Raw genomic sequence first — 20,824 nt, 5'->3', positions numbered from 1 at the left:
CCTTGAAGCCCTCTGGATTTCGGTTACCCCATGAACTCGCGCGAAAACACCGGCATGGCCCTCGGCCTGTTGGGCGTCATCATCTTCAGCCTGACCCTGCCCTTCACTCGTATCGTGGTGCAGGAGATCCACCCGCTGCTCAACGGCCTCGGCCGTGCGCTGTTTGCGGCAGTGCCGGCGGCGGCGCTGCTGCTGTGGCGCCGCGAGCGCTGGCCTGGCTGGCGCCAGGTGCGCGGGCTGTGCCTGGTGATCGCCGGGGTGATTCTGGGCTTCCCGGTGCTGTCGGCCTGGGCCATGCAAACCTTGCCGGCGTCCCATGGTGCGCTGGTCAATGGCCTGCAACCGCTCTGCGTGGCGCTGTACGCGGCGTGGTTGTCCCATGAGCGGCCATCCAAAGCCTTCTGGGCTTGCGCGGCGTTGGGCAGCGGGTTGGTGCTCGGTTACGCGTTGATCACCGGGGCCGGCAGTATCCAGGCGGGCGATCTGTTGATGCTCGGCGCCATTGCGGTAGGCGGCCTGGGCTATGCCGAAGGCGGCCGCCTGGCCAAGGAAATGGGCGGCTGGCAGGTAATCTGCTGGGCACTGGTGCTGTCGACACCGGTACTGATCGGCCCGGTGTGGTACCTGGCGGCGCAGCATCAAGGTGTGATTTCCATACGCACCTGGTGGGCGTTTGGCTATGTGTCGCTGTTCTCGCAGTTCCTGGGGTTCTTTGCCTGGTACGCCGGGTTGGCCATGGGCGGCATTGCGCGGGTCAGCCAGATTCAGTTGCTGCAAATCTTCTTCACCATCGCGTTTTCGGCATTGTTCTTCGGGGAACATATCGAACCGATTACGTGGGTGTTTGCGTGTGGGGTGATCGTGACGGTGATGTTGGGGCGCAAGACAGCGGTGCAGCCTGCGCCCATTCCCAAGGTACACACCGTCTAACGGTGAGGTGCTGTGTTCAGCCCAGCAACCCATCCGCGCGCAGCAGGGTTTCCAGGCAGTGTTCGCTGATGTGGTAGAACGCCTTGAGCTCTTGAATCTTCTCCAGCAACTGCGCGTTGTCCACCGGCTCGGCGCGCTTGACCGCCAGGATCATCTTGTTCTTGTTGGTGTGTTCCAAAGAGATGAACTCGAACACCTTGGTCTCGTAACCACAGGCTTCAAGGAACAACGCACGCAAGCTGTCGGTGACCATTTCCGCCTGCTGGCCCAGGTGCAGGCCGTATTGCAGCATCGGCTTGAGCAACACCGGGCTCTGGATCTGCAGGCGGATCTGTTTGTGGCAGCACGGCGAGCACATGATGATCGACGCGCCGGAACGGATACCGGTGTGGATCGCGTAGTCGGTGGCAATGTCGCAGGCATGCAGGGCGATCATCACGTCCAACTCGCTGGGCGCCACGCTGCGCACGTCACCACACTTGAACACCAGCCCCGGGTGTTCCAGGCGGGCGGCGGCGGCGTTGCACAGGGTTACCATGTCTTCGCGCAGTTCCACGCCGGTGACTTCGCCTTCGGCCTTGAGGGTATTGCGCAGGTAGTCGTGGATCGCGAACGTAAGGTAGCCCTTGCCCGAGCCGAAGTCGGCGACGCGCACCGGTTGCGCAAGCTTCAGCGGTGACGAGGTCAGGGCATGGCTGAACACTTCGATGAACTTGTTGATCTGCTTCCACTTGCGCGACATCGACGGGATCAACGCCTGCTTGGCGTCGGTCACGCCCAGGTCGGCGAGGAACGGGCGGCTCAGGTCGAGAAAGCGATGCTTCTCGCGGTTATGTTCGGCCGAGGGCGCCTCACGCAGTTGCTGCGGCTTGCTTTTGAACAGCGAACTTTTGTTCTTCTTGCTGTATTCCAACTGCGCTTCATCGGTCAGCGCCAGCAAATGCGCGTTCTTGAACGCTGCCGGCAGCAGTTCGGCAATCGCTGCCACCCCGTCGGCCAAGGGCAAGTTCTTGGTGATGTCGCGAGTTTTGTAGCGGTAAACGAAGGACAGGCATGCCTGCTCCTTGACCGTCACAGGCTTGATGATCAGCCGTTGCAGTTCGGCTTCGTCACCCACGTACTTGGCCAGTACCAGTTTGATAAAGGCGTTCTGCGCCAGGTTTGTGCTCAGCAGTTCGATGAACTGGGCGTGATGATCCGGTTGAGCGGTGACAGACATGAACAAAAACGCCTCGGGCAGGGAATACCAGGCATTTTAGGGGGGATGGGGGTTAAGGGCACGGGGTTATTTGATCAGTGGTAAATTCCTGAGCCACTGTAGATCCAATGTGGGAGGGAGCAAGCCCCCTCCCACACTTTTGCTCAGTGGTGGCTGGGCTATTCGAGCACCACCAGGCGATTGGGCAACTCATTGCGAGCCTGCGTCACCGGCACATGCACCTTGAGCAACTCGCCACAGGCTTCAATGCAAGCGATAAACCCGGCCAGCGTCTGGCCCTGTTTAACCTGCTGGGTAAACGTCTTGACGATGGCATCCCAACTGCTGTTATCCAGGCGCTTGGAAATGCCCTCATCCACCAGGATCTCCACATACCGCTCGGCCTCGCTGACAAAAATCAGCACGCCGGTACTGCCCAGGGTGTGGTGCAGGTTCTGTTCGAGGAATTGGCGACGTGCCAGGTTCGAAGCACGCCAGTGGCGCACCGACCGGGGGATAAGCCGCGTGGTGACCTTGGGCAGGCGAAACACCAGGCACAGCACAATGAACGTCGCCCATTGCGCCAGCAACAAGGTGTACATGGTCAGGTAGCCCGACAGGTAATGCACCACACCTGGCACCACCAACGCGATCAAGCTGGCCCACAACAACGGGATGTAGGCGTAATCATCGGCACGCGCGGCCAGTACCGTCACCAGTTCGGCGTCGGTCTGTTGCTCGACCCGGGCGATGGCTTCGGCGACTTGGCGTTGCTCGTGTTCAGTCAGTAATGCCATGGTTGTACATGCTCTTTTCTCGTTATTGTCATCACCAGCCACCTGAAGCGCCGCCGCCGCCAAAACCGCCACCACCGCCACGGAAACCACCGCCACCACCGCCTCCCCCGCCGCCGCGCCCGCTGCTGAGCAGCGCCAGCAAGATCGCCCCCACCGGCAGGCCCATGCGGTTGCACAACCACAACACGCCGATCAGCAGCACGAACAGGCCAATGGAAAACCCGGGATTATCCTTGGCGAAATTGGCATCCGCCACATGGGCGGGCACCGCCAGCGGCTCGCCGCCCACCACCTGGATCATCGCGGCCACGCCGTCGCTGATGCCCTGGCTGAAGTTGCCGGCCTTGAATTTGGGAACAATGACCTGGTTGACGATCACCCAGGACTGCGCGTCGGTGAGCACGCCTTCCAGGCCGTAACCCACTTCGATGCGCAATTTGCGCTCATCGCGGGCGACGATCAACAGTGCGCCGTTGTCCTTGCCCTTCTGGCCAATGCCCCACGCACGCCCCAATTGATAACCGTAGTCTTCAATGGGCACGCCCTGCAGGTCGGGCACGGTAACCACCACGATCTGGTCACCGGAGGTTTGCTCCAGCGCCTGCAACTGTTGGGTTAGCTGCTGGCGCGTCGCCGGGTCGAGCATCTGGGCGTTATCCACCACCCGCCCGGTCAACGCCGGGAAGGTCAACGCCGCCTGGGCCGCGCCCACGCAGGCCAACAGCCACAGCGCCAGGCCTATCCGTAATAAACGCATCGACACCTCAGTGCAGCCTTATTTGAACTTCACTTGCGGTGCTTTATCGGCATCGGCGCTGGTGGCTTCAAACGTGGCGCGGATCGGCAAGTCGCTGTACATCACGCTGTGCCACAGGCGACCGGGGAAGGTGCGGATCTCGGTGTTGTAGGCCTGCACAGCCTGGATGAAATCACGACGGGCCACGGCAATGCGGTTTTCGGTGCCTTCAAGTTGCGATTGCAGGGCCAGGAAGTTCTGGTTGGCCTTAAGGTCCGGGTAACGCTCGGACACCACCATCAAGCGGCTGAGGGCGCCGCTCAAACCGTCCTGGGCTTGCTGGAACTGCTTGAGTTTTTCCGGGTTGTCGAGGGTGCTGGCGTCCACTTGGATCGAGGTGGCCTTGGCCCGCGCCTCGATCACGGCAGTGAGGGTGTCCTGCTCGTGGGCGGCGTAGCCCTTGACCACTTCCACCAGGTTGGGGATCAGGTCGGCGCGGCGCTGGTACTGGTTCTGCACCTGGCCCCAGGCGGCTTTGGCCTGCTCATCCAGCGTGGGGATGTTATTGATGCCGCAACCGCTCAGCACGGTGCTGATCAATAGCAAAGCCGCGGCCTTGAAGCCCCAGCGGTAACCGTGTGCTGCTTGCATGGTGTATCTCCTGCCCAATCTTTGATGGAATTTGACGACTAACCCTATAAACCACGCGCTTGGGGCATAATCCGCCACCACTGGAATGCATCGAGCCAATCAGCTACAAAGATGCCCAGCGCGAAAAAGAGTTCAGAGTGTGCTGCATTTATCTGAACAACACCCGAACAACAATAGACGCTCCCCACATTTTGGCCGACGGCGCCCATGGTGCTGTGCAGTGAGCCGAAAAAGGATATTCATGAAAAAGCTGTGTTTGCTCGGCCTTGTTGCCACTCTGGCCAGTCACCCCGTATGGGCAGAAACAAAGCCTGCTGCGCTTAAAGACAAGGACGCCTTCGTCAGCGACCTGCTCAAGCAGATGACCCTGGATGAAAAGATCGGCCAATTGCGCCTGATCAGCATCGGCCCCGAAATGCCCCGTGAGCTGATCCGCAAGGAAATCGCCGCCGGCCGCATCGGTGGCACGTTCAACTCCATCACCCGCCCGGAAAACCGTCCGATGCAGGACGCGGCCATGCGCAGCCGCCTGAAGATCCCGATGTTCTTCGCCTATGACGTGATCCACGGCCACCGCACCATTTTCCCGATCAGCCTGGCCCTGGCGTCCAGCTGGGACATGGACGCCATCGGCCGCTCCGGGCGCATCGCCGCCCAGGAAGCCGCCGCCGACAGCCTCGACATCACCTTCGCGCCGATGGTCGACATCTCCCGCGACCCACGCTGGGGGCGCACGTCCGAAGGTTTCGGTGAAGACACCTACCTGGTCTCGCGCATTGCCCAAGTGATGGTGCGCGCCTTCCAGGGCGCCAGCCCCGCGAACGCCGACAGCATCATGGCCAGCGTCAAGCACTTCGCCCTGTATGGCGCGGTGGAAGGCGGGCGCGACTACAACGTGGTCGACATGAGCCCGGTCAAGATGTACCAGGACTACCTGCCCCCTTACCACGCGGCAATCAAGGCCGGTGCCGGCGGCGTGATGGTGGCGCTCAACTCGATCAACGGCGTGCCCGCCACCGCCAACACCTGGCTGATGAACGACCTGCTGCGCAAGGACTGGGGTTTCAAGGGCCTGGCCGTGAGCGACCATGGCGCGATCTTCGAGCTGATCAAACACGGCGTGGCCAAGGACGGGCGTGAAGCCGCCAAGCTGGCGATCAAGGCCGGCATCGACATGAGCATGAACGACTCGCTGTACGGCAAGGAGCTGCCAGGGTTGCTCAAGTCCGGCGAGATCGAGCAGAGCGACATCGACAACGCCGTGCGTGAAGTGCTCGGCGCCAAATATGACATGGGCCTGTTCAAGGACCCGTACCTGCGTATCGGCAAGGCCGAGGACGACCCGGCCGACACCTACGCCGAAAGCCGCCTGCACCGCGCCGATGCGCGTGATATCGCGCGCCGCAGCCTGGTGCTGCTGAAAAACCACAACCACACCCTGCCCCTGAAAAAATCCGCGACCATCGCCCTGGTCGGCCCGCTGGCCAAGGCGCCGATCGACATGATGGGCAGTTGGGCGGCTGCTGGCAAACCCGAACAATCGGTGACCCTGCTTGACGGCCTGAACGCGGTGATCGGCGAGAAAGGCAAAATCATCTACGCCCGTGGCGCCAACATCACCAACGACAAGGCGGTGGTCGACTACCTCAATTTCCTCAACTTCGATGCCCCGGAAGTGGTGGATGACAAGCGCGCGCCGCAGGTAATGATCGACGAAGCGGTCAAGGCCGCCAAGGAGGCCGACGTAGTGGTCGCCGCCGTTGGCGAGTCCCGTGGCATGTCCCACGAGTCGTCGAGCCGCACCGACCTGAACATCCCGCAAAGTCAGCGCGACCTGATCAAAGCCCTCAAGGCCACCGGCAAACCGCTGGTATTGGTGCTGATGAATGGTCGTCCATTGTCGATCCTCGAAGAGAACCAACAGGCCGACGCCATCCTGGAAACCTGGTTCGCCGGCACCGAAGGCGGCAACGCCATCGCCGATGTGCTGTTCGGTGACTACAACCCGTCGGGCAAGCTGCCGATCACCTTCCCACGCTCCGTGGGGCAGATTCCGACCTACTACAACCACCTGACCATCGGCCGGCCGTTCACCCCAGGCAAGCCGGGCAACTACACCTCGCAGTATTTCGATGACACCACCGGGCCGCTGTTTCCATTCGGCTACGGCCTGAGCTACACCACCTTCAGCCTGTCGGACATGGCGCTGTCGTCCACCACCCTGAACAAGACCGGCAAGCTCGACGCCAGCGTCACCGTGCAAAACACCGGCAAGGTCGACGGCGAGACCGTGGTGCAGCTGTATATCCAAGACGTGGCCGGCTCGATGATCCGCCCGATCAAAGAGCTGAAGAACTTCCAGAAAATCATGCTCAAGGCCGGCGAAGAGCGCACCCTGCACTTCACCATTACCGAAGAAGACTTGAAGTTCTATAACACCCAGCTCAAGTACGCGGCGGAACCGGGTGAGTTCAATGTGCAGATCGGGTTGGACTCCCAGGACGTGCAGCAGCAGACGTTCGAATTGTTGTAATACCCGCGGCCCCCTCTTCAGCAAAAGAGGGGGCCGCGTGCTCGCCCGTGTCGAGCCGCGCTAAGTTAACTTTCGCTCACCTCTCCAAGCCAAGTCCTACATCAAGCCCCCTGCGTACTCGCACACCCTGTCCGCCCAATTTCATGTGCAGGTGTGTGGACTATGTCGCCCACGAAAAACGCCCGAGCGGCAACTCGAAAGACGTTCGATCCATCATCGTTCAAGCGGAATGCGTTCGCCCTCTGTGTCCTTGGCGGCCTCTCGGGTACGCCCGTTGATGCTGCAAATTACGTGGAACAAGGCCGGCTGCACGACGCGGTCAGTTGGCGCAGCGAAGAATTCAAACGTAACTGGGGGCTGGGCGCCGTAGGTGCCGATTACGCCTATGCCAGAGGTTTGAGCGGCGCGGGTGTACGCCTGGGGGTGTATGACTCCGGAACCGACCTGCGTCATAGCGAGTTTGCGGGCAAGCCCAATAATGGCGTGCGCCTGGCAGACCCTGGGTGCATGAGCGATACCGTGCTGTACGACGGCTGCTTCTACAGCGAAGGCGACCGTGGTGCCGTAAACGTTGTGGATGCACTGCCACCCGAAGCGTTGCTCGCCCTGGAAGAGGCCATTGAAAATGGTGACCTCACCAGAGAGGAATTGGACAACTACCTCAAGAACGTGAGCAACCGATACGACCCGCACGGTACTCACGTTGCGGGTATCGCGCTGGCCAATCGAAATGGCGAAGGCGCACAGGGCGTTGCCTACGCCGCCACCGTGAGTGCGGTGCGCCGGTTCAGCAATACCTACCAAGGGACGCCTGGTGAATCACCCTTCATGGTCGCCAATATGACGCGCGAAGCGGTCGACCTCGCCTACGCCGACCTGCACAGGCAGGGCGTGCGTGTGGTCAACCACAGTTGGGGCGCCCCGACATTGCCGGCGGATGAAGCAGCGCTGGACGCGTTGTTAAACAACACCAGTAACCTCCAATACCCAGAGCTCAAGGCCATTGCCGACAGCGCGGTCAAATACGGCATGCTGCAAGTCTGGGCAGCGGGCAATACCCGGGTAGAAAACATGTCCCCGCAAACGGCGCCCTTTCCCGGACTTCATGCCAGCCTGCCACGCGCCATGGCAGAGCTTGAGCCGTATTGGTTGAGCGTGGTCAATTTAAATAAAGAGCTGACCTTGAGCGATCGTTCCTACCGCTGCGGTTTCAGCAAAGACTGGTGCCTGGCCGCACCGGGAACGGGCATCCAATCCACCTGGGTGGCAGGCTCGGTAAACACCGAAAATCACTACGACGACGAAGGCGCGGTCGACGGTTTCAAAGTGACCGGCGACACACCCGAACTCGCTTACTCGACTCAGTCAGGCACCTCCATGGCCGCCCCCCACGTCACCGGCGGGCTGGCGTTGCTGATGGAACGCTTCCCTTACCTCAGCAACCCGCAGATCCGCGACGTACTGCTGACCACGGCCACCGACCTCGGCGAGCCGGGCGTGGACGACGTCTACGGCTGGGGCCTGATGAACCTGAAAAAAGCCATCGATGGGCCCGGCCAATTGCGCGTCGATACCGTGGTGAATATGGACCGTCCTGCCGGCGGCGCCATCGTCTGGCAAGGCGCTGCCTGGGACGACTGGCGCAACGATATCAGCGGCCCCGGACGCCTGGAAAAAACCGGTATCGGCTGGCTGCGCCTGAGCGGTAATAACAGTTTTGCCGGGGCCACGCTCAAGGAAGGCGTTCTGGAACTGGACGGTACCAACCGTCTCAAGGGCGACGTCGCACTCGACGGCGGTGTCCTGCGCCTCAATGGCACGCTGGCTGTAGAGGGTGATTATCAGCAAGCCGGCGGCGCAACCTTGATGACCGGCCTGGTGGCTCAGCCCGCTGCGGCAAACCTGCAGGTCAGCCGGCAGGCTTCGATCAACGGCGGCACGCTGTACCTGAACGCATCGCCCAACAGCTACCCCTTGGGCCAGCGCTACAACATCCTGCAGGCCAAAGGCACGTTGAACGGCGAGTTTGCCTCGATTGACCATCGTGAGTTCTCCCCCTTCCTGAGCGTTTCGCAGCTCAAGCAGGGCAATGACTTGCTGGTGGAATTCGGCCGTGGGCGCTCCCTGGCGTCAGCGGCCGACACTGCCAACCAACGCGCCGTCGCCGCTGCGGCAGACGCGCAAACCTCGCCCACCCCGTTGCTGCAACGCCTGACAGCACTGTTTCCGGACCAGGCGCCGTCCGCCCTCGACCAGTTGAGCGGCGAACTGCATGCCAGCACCCAGGCGGTGTTGATCGAAAACAGCCGTGTGCTGCGCCAGGCGGTGCTTGAGCGTCAACGCGTTGCGCACGACAGCCGCGCCGACGAATCAGATGCGGCGAGCCGTGGCGCCTGGGTGCTGCTGCCCCGCCAATCCGGCCAACTGGCAGGCGATAACGGCAGCGCACGCACGTCGCACAGCAGCACGGGCCTGCTGGTCGGTTTCGATCATCAACTGGAACAAGGCACGCGCATGGGGCTGGTGGCCGGCACCGGTAGCACCGAAATCAAGGCCGGGCCACGCGGCAAAGCGACTGTCGACACCTACCAGTTGGGCCTGCACGCCGGGCACACCTGGGACGCGTTCGGCCTCTATGGCGGCATCGCCTATGCGCAACACGACATCCAGACCAAGCGCCGCGTCAGCTTCCCCGGCGTAGAGAACCGCCTGTCCGCCCACTACGCCAGCCGCACGGTGCAGACGTTTGCCGAAGCCAACTACAGGTTCATCCATGACTTCTGGGATTGGCAGCCCTATGTGCAACTGGCCAACGTGCAGCAGCGCAGCAAGGGTTACAACGAGCGAGGCGGCATGGCGGCACTGCGCGGCAAAGGTTCGAAAGAAAGCGTCAACCTGACCACCGGCGGTGTGCGACTCAACCTCGACCTGGGCAAGGCGCAAATCGGCCCATCATGGCTGAGCGTGCGTGGCGCTCTGGCCTACACCCATGCCAGCGGCGACCTGCAGCCTTCCACCCAGGCCGCCTGGGATGGCGCAGGGGTGATGACTGTCAGCGGTGCGCCGCTGGATCGCCTCAGTACCCGCATGGAGTTGGGCGCCACCGCGCGCCTGACCCGCGCGAGTGCCATCGACCTGAGCTTCACTCGGCAGCGGGGCGAACGCACGCGCGACCAAAGCCTCACCGCCCAGTACACGCTGCAGTTTTAAGCCACCGGCGGGGGGCCTTACCCCCGCCGATCCAACAGGTTGACCACTAACCGATCAATCCAACCCCACACCCGCTGCTTAACCCGCCGCCACAATGGCCGTGCTTTCCAGGCCTCCAGGCTCACCGCCTGGCTTTGCGCAAAATCGCGCTCGAAACTGCCCGCGACCGCCTGCGTCAACTCAGGGTCCAACGCCTCAAGGTTGGCTTCCAGATTGAACCGCAGATTCCAGTGGTCGAAATTGCACGAACCGATGCTGACCCAGTCGTCCACCAGCACCATCTTCAGGTGCAGAAAACACGGTTGGTATTCAAATATCCGCACGCCCGAGCGCAGCAAACGCGGGTAATAACGGTGCCCGGCGTAACGCACGGAGGGGTGATCGGTACGCGGGCCGGTGAGCAGCAAACGCACATCCACCCCACGCCCGGCCGCTCGGCGCAACGCACGGCGCACGCCCCACGTGGGCAGGAAGTAAGGCGTGGCCAGCCAGATGCGTGCCTTGCTGTTGTTAAGTGCACGGATCAACGATTGCAGAATGTCGCGGTGTTGACGGGCGTCGGCATACGCGACGCGACCCAGCCCAGGCCCGGTGGCCGGCAGCTTGGGCAGGCGCGGCAACCCAAAGTGGGTGGCCGGCTTCCACTCCCGGCGAGCCACGTTGGCGTGCCATTGCCGGTCGAACAGCGCTTGCCAGTCCAGTACCAGCGGGCCGCTGATCTGCACCATGACTTCATGCCAGTCGGCGGTGTCCTGCCCTGGCGTCCAGAATTCATCGGTAACGCCGGTACCGCCAACCACGGCGATGCTCTGGTCAATCAACAGCAACTTGCGGTGGTCGCGATACAGGTTGCGCATCCAACGCCGCCAATTCAGGCGATTGTAAAAACGCAACTCCACACCCACCTCGGTCAAGCGCTTACGCAGCCCGAGGGTAAACGCCAGGCTGCCGTAATCATCGAACAGGCAGCGCACCCGCACGCCGCGCTCGGCGGCCAGCACCAACGCCTGCACCATGGCTTCGGCGCAGGCACCGGCCTCCACCAAATACAACTCCAGATCAACCTGACGTTCGGCGCGGGCAATGCCCACCAGCATCTGCGGAAAAAAACGCGGCCCGTCGATCAGCAACTCGAAACGGTTGGCGCTGCGCCACGGGAACACCGCGCCACTCACTTCAGCGCGCCGTAAAAATCAGCACCGCACCCACCGGCACCGACAAACTGATCGACTTGAGCCCCGCCGCCTTGCGCAACGCCGCCACACCCGGCGCGAGGTCGAAATCCTCGGCATGCAACACCACAGGTTCCAGGGTGACCACTTGGAAGCGCCGGTCATCCAGGCGCGTGGCGAGTAATTCGGCGCTGTAGGTCTGGGTTTTGCCGTGCAGGGTCACGCTCAGCGGCAAACGCAATTCCAATTGCGCGCCGGGGGCAAGTTCGTTGATGGGTTGCAGGTTGATCTGCGTGTTGATAAGCGCTTCAGGGAAGGTCTTGATCTGGAACAGGCTATTGCGCATGCGCTCGTCACGCAGCGGGATGCCGCTGTTGACCGACTCCAACTCCACCTCCAACTGCGCGGCGCCCTTGCCATCGACCTTGCCGTGCAGCACCAGAAAGCGCTGCACTTCGGCGATCTCGGTGTTTTTGGTGGTGACAAACGACAGGCGTGAGGACTCGTTGTCCAGGTACCAGTCGGCGTGGGCGGGCACGGCGGCACCGGCCAGCAAGGTGAAGGCCAGGGGTTTGAACACAGACGCGTTGAACATAAAAACTCGTGGGGCGAAAAACCTGGACGAACCTTAAGCGCATGTCACGAGCGGCGCAAATCCAAATGTGGGAGAAGGGCTGAATCAGGGGGTCAACCGACACCCCTGCCGCTCGCCCAACCACCGCGCCGTGTGCGTGCGCCCCAACCCTGTCGCTGTTACCTCGCTGCGCTGCGGGTTATCCCTGAACGCGCTGGTGGGTACGTATTGCTTTACATACCCCAGGCAATACTGCGCCGGGTTATTCGCCACGTACCGGCACGAGCAGTATTCCTTAGCGGTGTACGCCGCGATGATGTCGGGGAAGGCCTGCAGGTTGACGCGCTCGTGCCACCCCCAGCCGAGCAAGGCGAGCAACAGCAGCAGGAACAGGCTGGTAAATGGCCGACGACGGATCATGGCTGCACCGCTGCGAGTACGCGTTTAAGCAGTTCGTTGTGACGATAAGTACCGTCGCGATCATCGCCGTAGCGCACGATCACCACGTGTTCGGCGGGCATTATGAACAGTGCCTGGCCCCAGTGGCCAAGGGCGGCGAAGGTGTCGGCGGGGGCGTCGGGCCAAGGCTTTGGCGTGCCCTGGTTAAGCCACCAGTGGCCGCCGGGAACGGCTTCGTCCTGGCCGGTGTTGTAGTGAGCGAACGGCTGGCGGTTGAAGGCGACCCACTCCTTGGGCAGCAATTGCTGCTGGTGCCAACGCCCGTCACGTGCCATCAACAACCCTACGCGAGCCAGGTCGCGGGCGGTGAGGTAGGCGTAGGACGAGGCGACGAAGGTTTCGTCGGCATCGGTTTCCCAGGTGGCGTTGCGAATGCCCAGCGGCTGGAACAGCACATCCCACGGGTAACTCATGTAGGCCTTGTGGCCGAGCATGCCCTTGAGCGCGGCGGACAATAAATTGCTGTCGCCACTGGAGTAACGGAAAGCCTGACCGGGGGCGCTGAATGAGTCGGAGTTGGCGGCGAACTCGGCCATATCGCTGCGGCCTCGGGTGTAGAGCATCGCGACCACCGAAGATTTCAGCGGCGCGTATTCGTAGTCTTCCTGCCAGTCCAGGCCCGAGGCCCAGTGCAGCAGGTCGGCCATGGTCACCGTCGGGTGCTGTTTCATTGGCGGGTAAAAACGCGCCACGGGGTCGCTGAGTTTGAAGCGGTTATCGCCGTAGGCCACGCCGAGCACGGTGGCCATCAGGCTTTTACTGATCGACCAGGTCAGGTGCGGCGTGCTGGCGGTGGTGGGCGCGGCGTAGCGTTCATAAATGACCTGGCCGTCGCGAATCACCAGCAACGCGTCGGTGCGAATGCCTTGGCGGGTGGCGTCATCACGCGCAGGGAATGCGTAGGTTTCGAGGGCTTCGACGGCGGGGCCGGACAGTGGCGGGCCCTTGACCCAGTCCGTGTCGGGCCAGGTTTCAGCGCGGGCGGTAACGGTGATGAACAGCAGGGCAACACACAACAAGCCTCTGACCATGGACGCAGACTCAAGGGGGCATTCGAGCCCGCGAGCCTAGCCCAGGCGCATGACAGATTGACGACAGAGGGGCTGTCATCCAAGCGTCACCATAACTTCATGGAGATGACACCGGGGCTACATAGCCTGAGTTTGGACAAACAAGTCGACCGGCCGAAAGTGGCTGGCACTCGGAGATTCGCCATGACTCAGATCGCCCGCATCAGCGACACCGGCAATGAACGCCGCCTGCAAGCCGAACGCCTGGTTGGCGCCAACGCTTTGCAGGAAGCCCAGGCCCTGCGGTTCAACGTGTTCAGCGGCGAATTCAACGCCAAGCTGAAAGGCGCGGAACATGGCCTGGACATGGATGACTATGATGTTCACTGCAGCCACATCGGCGTGCGGGATTTGAACAGCGGTCGATTGGTCGCCACCACCCGTTTGCTCGACCACCAGGCCGCCAGCACCCTGGGCCGGTTCTACAGCGAAGAAGAATTCAGCCTGCATGGCCTGCTGCACCTGCAAGGGCCGATCCTGGAAATCGGCCGCACCTGCGTCGACCCGGCTTACCGCAACGGCGGCACCATCGCGGTGTTGTGGGGCGAGTTGGCCGAAGTGCTCAACCAGGGCGGCTACAGCTATTTGATGGGTTGCGCGAGCATTCCGATGCACGACGGCGGTATCCAGGCCCACGCCATCATGCAGCGCCTGCGCGAACGCTACCTGTGCAACGAACACCTGCGCGCCGAACCGAAAAAACCGCTGCCGGCGCTGGACTTGCCGTCCAACGTAATTGCCGAAATGCCGCCGCTGCTCAAGGCCTATATGCGCCTGGGCGCGAAGATCTGCGGCGAGCCATGCTGGGACGAAGACTTCCAGGTCGCCGACGTGTTCATCCTGCTCAAGCGCGACGAGCTCTGCCCGCGTTACGCACGTCACTTCAAGGCGGCCATGTGATGAGCCGGCTACGCATCTACGGGCGCATCGCCCGCGTGCTGGTGGTGGTGGCGCTGGGCTTGAGCATGGCCAGTGTATTTGGCCTGTTCGAACGCTTGGGCGTGGCCAATTCGATGGTGCGTCGCCAGCGCTGGTCGCGGTTCTTTATGGCCCGGCTGACCAACGCCCTGCCCTTTCGCGTGACGGTGCACGGCGAGTTGCCGACGCAGCCGATGCTGTGGGTGAGCAACCACGTGTCCTGGACCGATATTCCACTGCTGGGCGCGGTGGCGCCGATGTCGTTCCTGTCCAAGGCGGAAGTGCGCACCTGGCCGGTCGCCGGTTGGCTGGCCGCCAAGGCAGGCAGCCTGTTTATCCGTCGCGGTTCGGGTGACAGCCAACTGATCCGCAAGCAGATGACCCGTCACTTGGAACAACAGCACCCGCTGCTGATGTTCCCCGAAGGCACCACCACCGACGGGCGCAGCCTGCGCACGTTCCACGGGCGTTTGCTGGCCAGCGCAATCGACGCGCACGTATCGCTGCAACCGGTGGCGATCCGCTACCTGCGCGACGGGCAAGTGGATGCGCTGGCGCCGTTTATTGGCGATGACGATTTGCTGTCGCACCTGATGCGCTTGTTTGCCAACGATCAGGGCGATGTGGAAATCCACGTACTCAAACCGATTGCCTGCGCCGGGCAGGAACGCGCGGCGCTGGCGTATCAGGCGCAGCAGGCGGTGCAGAAGGCGTTATTCGGGCCGTTGCCGGAGACCGAACAAGTGGCTGTTCGGCCAGCGTTCGCCGCCTGATATGAGCTAAACACGGTTCCAATGTGGGAGGAGGCTTGCTCCCGATAGCAGTAGTTCAGTCAACCTATACAGTGACTGACCCACCGCCATCGGGGGCAAGCCCCCTCCCACAGCTAGATCTCAGTAGTCAGTTGGTCTTGTGCAAATGCCTGCAATTGTGGATAGAACATCCGGAAGTCCTCACTCAGCGGCTCATACAACACACGCAACTCCTGCATCGCATGTTCCAACGCCTGCGGCTGAGTCAACCGCCGCGAAATCCCGCGCAGCACCTGCTCCATCACCGCGAACTCACGGTACGAGCCCAGCCAATCGTCCGCTGCCATATACGGTGCAATCTGCGCCAGCCGCCCCGGCAGTTGCGGTTCGGCCGCGAGCACGCGGTACACCTGCGAAGTGAAATGCTCCAGCGGCTGGTCGGCATACAGCGCCCAATCCCGCGCCAGGCAGTGGTCGAAAAACACATCGAGGACGATCCCCGCATAGCGCCTGCGCGTAAGGCTGAAGCGCGATAACGCCGCCCCTACCAGCGGGTGGCTGTCGGTGAAGCGGTCGATGGAACGATGCAACTGGATCGCCGATTCGATCGGCAGGCTGAACTGGCCCTGCAGGCGACCTTTGACAAAGTCGCCATAAAGGCTACCCAGCAGTTGTGCCGGAAGTTGGCCGCCCAGATGCAGATGTGCGAGATAATTCATGGCGCGCAGTCTAGCACTGCCAACCACGTATCGTTATAACCCGATATACCGATTCAGAAGGGTCTCAGATCAAAATCATATTGGTATATCGGGATGTAGCGATTTAAAGTTCGCCTCATCGCGATATAACGCTTTCCGAAACGAGCAACTGCCATGTCCATCGACCTCGACGAAATAATAAAAGCCCTGGCGCACCCAGTACGACGAGACATTCTCACCTGGCTCAAAGACCCGAAAGTGCAATTCCCCGAGCAACTGCACAACCACGAATACGGCATCTGCGCCGGGCAGATCGACCAACGCTGCGGCTTGTCCCAGTCGACGGTGTCGGCCCACCTGGCCACCTTGCAACGGGCGGGATTGATCAGCAGCCAGAAGGCCGGGCAGTGGCATTTTTTCCGGCGCAACGAGGAAACGATCCAAGCCTTCCTCGCGGCGCTTACCACTGAACTCAGCGCTGAATTCAGCGCGCCGCTGTAAAGGACACGAAAATGCCTCTCTCGCTGCTTATCCTGGCCTTGAGCGCCTTCGCTATCGGCACCACCGAATTCGTCATCATGGGCCTGCTGCCCGATGTTGCGGCGGACCTCGGCGTATCGATCCCCGGCGCCGGTTGGCTGGTCACCGGCTATGCCCTGGGCGTGGCCATCGGCGCACCGTTCATGGCGCTGGCCACCGCCAAGCTGCCGCGCAAGGCCGCACTGGTAGCGTTGATGGGTATTTTCATTATCGGCAACCTGCTCTGCGCCCTGGCCAGCGACTACAACGTGCTGATGTTTGCCCGGGTGGTCACCGCGCTGTGCCACGGCGCGTTCTTCGGCATCGGTTCGGTGGTGGCGGCTAACCTGGTGCCGGCCAACAAACGCGCATCGGCCGTGGCCTTGATGTTCACCGGCCTGACCCTGGCCAACGTGCTCGGCGTACCGCTGGGTACCGCGCTGGGCCAGGAAGCCGGCTGGCGCTCGACGTTCTGGGCGGTGACGGTGATTGGTGTGGTGGCGTTGATCGGCCTGATCCGTTTCCTGCCCGCCAAGCGTGACGAAGAGAAACTCAACATGCGCGCCGAACTGGCGGCCCTCAAGGGTGCCGGTATCTGGTTGTCGCTGAGCATGACCGCACTGTTCGCCGCCTCCATGTTCACCCTTTTCACCTATGTGGCACCGCTGCTCGGTGATGTCACCGGCGTGTCGCCCAAAGGCGTGACCTGGACGCTGCTGCTGATCGGCCTGGGCCTCACCGTGGGCAACATCATCGGCGGCAAGCTGGCGGACAAGCGCCTGGCGGCCACGTTGATCGGCGTGTTTATCAGCATGGCGGTGGTGTCCACGGCGTTGAGCTGGACCAGCGTCGCGGTGATCCCGACCGAAATCACTTTGTTCCTGTGGGCCACCGCCTCGTTCGCCGCCGTGCCCGCGTTGCAGATCAACGTGGTGACCTTCGGCAAGGCCGCACCGAACCTGGTGTCCACGTTGAACATCGGCGCCTTCAACATCGGCAACGCCCTCGGCGCCTGGGTTGGCGGCAGCGTGATCGCCCACGGCTTCGGCCTGGCCAGCGTGCCTTTGGCGGCGGCGGCGCTGGCGATCCTCGCCCTGCTGGTAACCCTGATTACTTTCCGTCAGAGCGGCAACGCCGACCTGGCCCCTGCGACCAACTGATCAACTCACTTGAAAGGTGTTATTTCATGACGACTATTTTCGATCCGATCACACTGGGCGACCTGCAACTGTCGAACCGCATCATCATGGCACCGCTGACCCGTTGCCGTGCCGATGAAGGCCGGGTGCCCAACGCGCTGATGGCCGAGTACTACGTGCAACGCGCCTCAGCCGGGCTGATCCTCAGCGAAGCCACGTCCGTGACGCCGCTGGGCGTGGGCTACCCGGACACGCCGGGCATCTGGTCCAACGACCAGGTACGCGGCTGGGCCAACGTGACCAAGGCCGTTCACGGCGCGGGCGGCAAGATTTTCCTGCAACTGTGGCACGTGGGCCGCATCTCCCATGAGTCGTACCTGAACGGCGAGACCCCGGTAGCCCCTAGCGCGATCCAGGCCAAAGGCCATGTCAGCCTGGTGCGCCCGCTGGCCGACTACCCGACGCCGCGCGCCCTGGAAACCGCGGAAATCGCCGAGATCGTCGACGCTTACCGCACCGGTGCCGAAAACGCCAAGGCGGCCGGCTTTGACGGCGTGGAAATCCACGGCGCCAACGGCTACCTGCTCGACCAGTTCCTGCAAAGCAGCACCAACCAGCGTACCGACAACTATGGCGGCTCCCTGGAAAACCGTGCACGCCTGTTGCTGGAAGTGACCGATGCGGCCATCGAAGTCTGGGGCGCCGGCCGTGTGGGCGTGCACCTGGCACCGCGTGCGGATGCTCACGACATGGGCGACGACAACCTGGCGCAAACCTTTAACTACGTCGCCAGCGAACTGGGCAAGCGCGGCATCGCGTTTATTTGCTCCCGCGAGAAAGAAGGCGCCGACAGCCTCGGCCCGCAACTGAAGAAAGCCTTCGGCGGCGTGTACATCGCCAATGAGCGCTTCACCAAGGACAGCGCCAATGCCTGGCTGGCCGAGGGTAAAGCGGACGCCGTAGCGTTCGGCGTGCCGTTCATTGCCAACCCGGACCTGCCTGCGCGCCTGAAGGCCGATGCGCCGCTCAACGAAGCGCATCCGGAAACCTTCTACGGCAAGGGCCCGGTGGGTTACATCGATTACCCGACGCTGTAATCACCTCAGACGCAAAACCAAATGTGGGAGGGGGCTTGCTCCCGATGGCGGCGGGTCAGTCACTGTATGTGTTGACTGATCCACTGCCATCGGGAGCAAGCCCCCTCCCACATTTTTGACTGTATGTTTCACCTTTGAAACATTGCTTCACATAGCGGCAACAATATCGCTACAAAATACTTAGGCGACTACCTATCAACCGCCTGCCAGCCCGTATATAAAGTCACCCCACCAATCAGGCAGAAGGACGATTGACTGTCCTTAGGCTTTACTGTTGACACAACCTGATGCAATTACGCATTTTGTCTCAATTGCGCAGGCTAGGGCTCAGGCGCAGCATGTCGAGCCCTGCATCCACCCAGCGTTCGGCTTCCTGATGTAACTGAAAGCTGTCGGGCACCAGCAACCACTGGCCAATCAACCCGTTGATGTAGGCATGGATGCAAACAGCGCCCCGGGTAGTGTCGAGGTTTTGCGGAAGCTGCCCGCGATGGACCGCGTTACGCAGTGTCAGGCCGATGCGCAAGTTGCATTCCAGGCTATGGGTTTGGCGCTGGCGGCGCATGTCGCACATTTCATCGGTGAATTCGCACTTATGAAACAAAATCTCGTTGATGCGCCGGGTTTTCGGGTCCAGGGCCACTTGATGAAACAGATGAATCAGCAGCTTGCGCATGCAGCCCAGTGGGTCGAGTTCATCCTCGCTTTCGCTGGCCCTGGCCAATTCATCCAGCGGTTCATGCAACGTATCGAGCAGCGCCCGCAGCAGATCGGATTTATTGCTGAAGTGCCAGTAAATGGCGCCCCGCGTCACACCGGCCAACGCGGCGATGTCGGCCAACGTGGTGCGCGCGACGCCGCGCTCATAGAAGGCTTGCTCGGCAGCATCGAGAATCTGGCTGCGCGTTTCCTGAGCTTCCTCTTTGGTGCGACGAACCATGGCAGTAAAACCTCAATCAAGACACTTGAGACTATCGTTAACGCAACGTTAATAGACGCGGACGATCATCAAAATATTTGTGGGACGACACCGTCACGGGTGCCGAACGTAATGGAATCGAGGTTTCGGGCGTTGCTTTGTCAACAAAGCGCGAAACCTGTCAAGAGTTTACAAACAACCATGAACGTAAGTATATTGCGTAGCAAGCTACTTATCTACTCACCGTTTGTTTTTTACCCTTCCACACTGCTTGTGCGCACTCTGCGCGCCTGACCCGAGGATCTTCATGCAACTTAAGCCAGCTGTTACCGCTCTGGTCACTGCCGTCGCCCTGGCATCGCTGCTCAGCGGATGTAAAAAGGAAGAAGCGGCTCCGCCCGCTCAAACCCCTCAGGTCGGCGTGGTCACCATTCAACCGCAAGCCTATACCCTGACATCCGAGCTGCCTGGCCGCACCACCGCCTACCGCATCGCGGAAGTTCGCCCGCAGGTCAACGGCATCATTCTCAAGCGCCTGTTCAAGGAAGGCGCAGACGTGAAGGAAGGCCAGCAGCTCTATCAGATCGACCCGTCGGTGTACGACGCGACCCTGAAAAGCGCACAAGCCACCCTGACCCAGACCAAATCCATCACCGACCGCTACAAGCAGTTGGTCGATGAACAAGCCGTCAGCCGCCAGGAATACGACACCGCCGTCGCCAACCGCATGACCGCCGAAGCAAACGTTCAAACGGCCCAGATCAACGTGCGCTACACCAAAGTGTTCGCGCCGATCTCTGGGCGTATCGGCCGTTCTTCGGTGACCGAAGGCGCACTGGTCAGCAATGGCCAGGCCGATGCGATGGCCGTGATCCAGCAACTGGATCCGATCTACGTCGACGTCACGCAGTCGTCGGCTGAAATGCTCAAACTGCGCCGCGACCTGGAAAGCGGCCAGTTGGAAAAAGCCGGCGCCAATGCCGCCAAGGTCAAGCTGACCCTGGAAGACGGCAGCGACTACGGCCAGGAAGGCAAGCTGGAGTTCTCCGAAGTGTCGGTCGACCAGACCACCGGTTCCGTGACGCTGCGCGCCGTGTTCCCCAACCCTGACCACACCCTGTTGCCGGGCATGTTCGTACACGCCCAATTGCAAGCCGGTGTGAACAGCAAGGCCATCCTGGCGCCACAGCAAGGCGTGACCCGCGACATCAAGGGCATTCCGACGGCGCTGGTGGTGAACAAGGACAACAAGGTCGAGCAACGCACCCTGGTGGCCAACCGCACTGACGGCGCTTACTGGCTGGTGGAAAAAGGCCTGAACGCCGGTGACCGCGTGATCACCGAAGGCCTGCAATTCATCAAGCCGGGCATCGAAGTCCAGGTCAAGGACGCTGACAACGCCAAGCCCGCCGGTTCCGCTCCTGCTGCCGCTGCTGGCAAAGGGGAGTAACC

At 61.7% G+C, this 20,824-nt stretch carries 19 protein-coding genes; 9 read left to right on the top strand and 10 right to left on the bottom strand.

The window, feature by feature from the left end; translation table 11 throughout:
- The first annotated feature begins 30 nt into the window (after positions 1-30).
- Positions 31-930, top strand: a complete 900-nt coding sequence (locus KSS96_RS07790; RefSeq protein WP_217855967.1) for a DMT family transporter — start codon at positions 31-33, stop codon at positions 928-930.
- A gap of 16 nt (positions 931-946) precedes the next feature.
- Here KSS96_RS07790 and KSS96_RS07785 read toward each other — a convergent pair whose 3' ends face one another.
- The 4 genes from KSS96_RS07785 to KSS96_RS07770 all read right to left on the bottom strand — a co-directional run bounded on the left by KSS96_RS07785 (position 947) and on the right by KSS96_RS07770 (position 4,312).
- Entirely contained in the window at positions 947-2,149 is a 1,203-nt protein-coding gene (locus KSS96_RS07785) for a class I SAM-dependent methyltransferase (RefSeq protein WP_017529633.1), read from the bottom strand.
- A gap of 158 nt (positions 2,150-2,307) precedes the next feature.
- Positions 2,308-2,925 (bottom strand): TPM domain-containing protein, encoded by a 618-nt coding sequence (locus tag KSS96_RS07780; RefSeq protein WP_065877121.1) that lies wholly within the window; start codon positions 2,923-2,925, stop codon positions 2,308-2,310.
- A 31-nt stretch (positions 2,926-2,956) separates the two neighbouring features.
- Positions 2,957-3,682 carry a TPM domain-containing protein gene (locus tag KSS96_RS07775; protein WP_026067408.1) on the bottom strand — a complete coding sequence of 242 codons (726 nt, stop codon included), beginning with the start codon at positions 3,680-3,682 and terminating at the stop codon, positions 2,957-2,959.
- An 18-nt stretch (positions 3,683-3,700) separates the two neighbouring features.
- A complete protein-coding gene (locus KSS96_RS07770; RefSeq protein ID WP_017529636.1) occupies positions 3,701-4,312 on the bottom strand; it encodes a LemA family protein in 612 nt (203 codons plus the stop codon).
- A 241-nt stretch (positions 4,313-4,553) separates the two neighbouring features.
- On the opposite strand from KSS96_RS07770, the gene bglX reads away from it, so the two are divergent.
- Both bglX and KSS96_RS07760 read left to right on the top strand, forming a co-directional pair.
- Positions 4,554-6,845, top strand: a complete 2,292-nt coding sequence (gene bglX / locus KSS96_RS07765) for a beta-glucosidase BglX (RefSeq protein ID WP_065877123.1) — start codon at positions 4,554-4,556, stop codon at positions 6,843-6,845.
- A 162-nt stretch (positions 6,846-7,007) separates the two neighbouring features.
- Positions 7,008-10,055, top strand: coding sequence for a S8 family serine peptidase (locus KSS96_RS07760; RefSeq protein WP_217855965.1), 3,048 nt, complete (start codon positions 7,008-7,010; stop codon positions 10,053-10,055).
- Positions 10,056-10,072: 17 nt separating this feature from the next.
- On the opposite strand, the gene KSS96_RS07755 is transcribed toward KSS96_RS07760, so the two are convergent.
- The 4 genes from KSS96_RS07755 to KSS96_RS07740 form a co-directional block, all read right to left on the bottom strand.
- Positions 10,073-11,230, bottom strand: a complete 1,158-nt coding sequence (locus KSS96_RS07755) for a phospholipase D-like domain-containing protein (RefSeq protein WP_017530486.1) — start codon at positions 11,228-11,230, stop codon at positions 10,073-10,075.
- Position 11,231: 1 nt separating this feature from the next.
- On the bottom strand, positions 11,232-11,822 hold the full coding sequence (locus tag KSS96_RS07750; RefSeq protein ID WP_017530485.1) for a YceI family protein: 591 nt from the start codon (positions 11,820-11,822) through the stop codon (positions 11,232-11,234).
- Between the two features lie 84 nt (positions 11,823-11,906).
- Positions 11,907-12,221 (bottom strand): amidase, encoded by a 315-nt coding sequence (locus tag KSS96_RS07745; RefSeq protein ID WP_068937775.1) that lies wholly within the window; start codon positions 12,219-12,221, stop codon positions 11,907-11,909.
- Positions 12,218-13,291 (bottom strand): serine hydrolase domain-containing protein, encoded by a 1,074-nt coding sequence (locus tag KSS96_RS07740; protein WP_017530483.1) that lies wholly within the window; start codon positions 13,289-13,291, stop codon positions 12,218-12,220. Before KSS96_RS07740 ends, KSS96_RS07745 begins: the two co-directional genes overlap by 4 nt.
- A gap of 183 nt (positions 13,292-13,474) precedes the next feature.
- Between KSS96_RS07740 and olsB the strand changes: the two genes are divergently transcribed.
- Entirely contained in the window at positions 13,475-14,230 is a 756-nt protein-coding gene (gene olsB, locus KSS96_RS07735) for an L-ornithine N(alpha)-acyltransferase (protein WP_017530482.1), read from the top strand.
- On the top strand, positions 14,230-15,021 hold the full coding sequence (locus tag KSS96_RS07730) for a lysophospholipid acyltransferase family protein (protein ID WP_017530481.1): 792 nt from the start codon (positions 14,230-14,232) through the stop codon (positions 15,019-15,021). The genes olsB and KSS96_RS07730 overlap by 1 nt, the downstream gene beginning before the upstream one ends.
- 113 nt (positions 15,022-15,134) lie before the next feature.
- Here KSS96_RS07730 and KSS96_RS07725 read toward each other — a convergent pair whose 3' ends face one another.
- Positions 15,135-15,719, bottom strand: coding sequence for an acyl carrier protein phosphodiesterase (locus KSS96_RS07725; protein ID WP_017530480.1), 585 nt, complete (start codon positions 15,717-15,719; stop codon positions 15,135-15,137).
- A gap of 153 nt (positions 15,720-15,872) precedes the next feature.
- Between KSS96_RS07725 and KSS96_RS07720 the strand changes: the two genes are divergently transcribed.
- The 3 genes from KSS96_RS07720 to KSS96_RS07710 are packed head-to-tail and all read left to right on the top strand — an operon-like array spanning position 15,873 to position 18,453.
- Positions 15,873-16,199 (top strand): ArsR/SmtB family transcription factor, encoded by a 327-nt coding sequence (locus KSS96_RS07720; protein WP_017530479.1) that lies wholly within the window; start codon positions 15,873-15,875, stop codon positions 16,197-16,199.
- Between the two features lie 11 nt (positions 16,200-16,210).
- Positions 16,211-17,377 carry an MFS transporter gene (locus tag KSS96_RS07715; RefSeq protein ID WP_017530478.1) on the top strand — a complete coding sequence of 389 codons (1,167 nt, stop codon included), beginning with the start codon at positions 16,211-16,213 and terminating at the stop codon, positions 17,375-17,377.
- A gap of 26 nt (positions 17,378-17,403) precedes the next feature.
- On the top strand, positions 17,404-18,453 hold the full coding sequence (locus KSS96_RS07710) for an alkene reductase (RefSeq protein ID WP_217855963.1): 1,050 nt from the start codon (positions 17,404-17,406) through the stop codon (positions 18,451-18,453).
- Between the two features lie 307 nt (positions 18,454-18,760).
- On the opposite strand, the gene KSS96_RS07705 is transcribed toward KSS96_RS07710, so the two are convergent.
- Positions 18,761-19,393 (bottom strand): TetR family transcriptional regulator, encoded by a 633-nt coding sequence (locus tag KSS96_RS07705; protein ID WP_017530476.1) that lies wholly within the window; start codon positions 19,391-19,393, stop codon positions 18,761-18,763.
- 286 nt (positions 19,394-19,679) lie between these two features.
- On the opposite strand from KSS96_RS07705, the gene KSS96_RS07700 reads away from it, so the two are divergent.
- Complete coding sequence (locus KSS96_RS07700; RefSeq protein WP_017530475.1) at positions 19,680-20,822, top strand: efflux RND transporter periplasmic adaptor subunit; 1,143 nt, start codon at positions 19,680-19,682, stop codon at positions 20,820-20,822.
- The last annotated feature ends 2 nt before the right edge of the window (positions 20,823-20,824 follow it).

The organism is Pseudomonas asgharzadehiana (genome assembly GCF_019139815.1).
GTDB lineage: Bacteria > Pseudomonadota > Gammaproteobacteria > Pseudomonadales > Pseudomonadaceae > Aquipseudomonas > Aquipseudomonas asgharzadehiana.
Note: the sequence above shows the minus strand (reverse complement) of the source record. Positions and strands in the feature narration are given on the sequence as shown.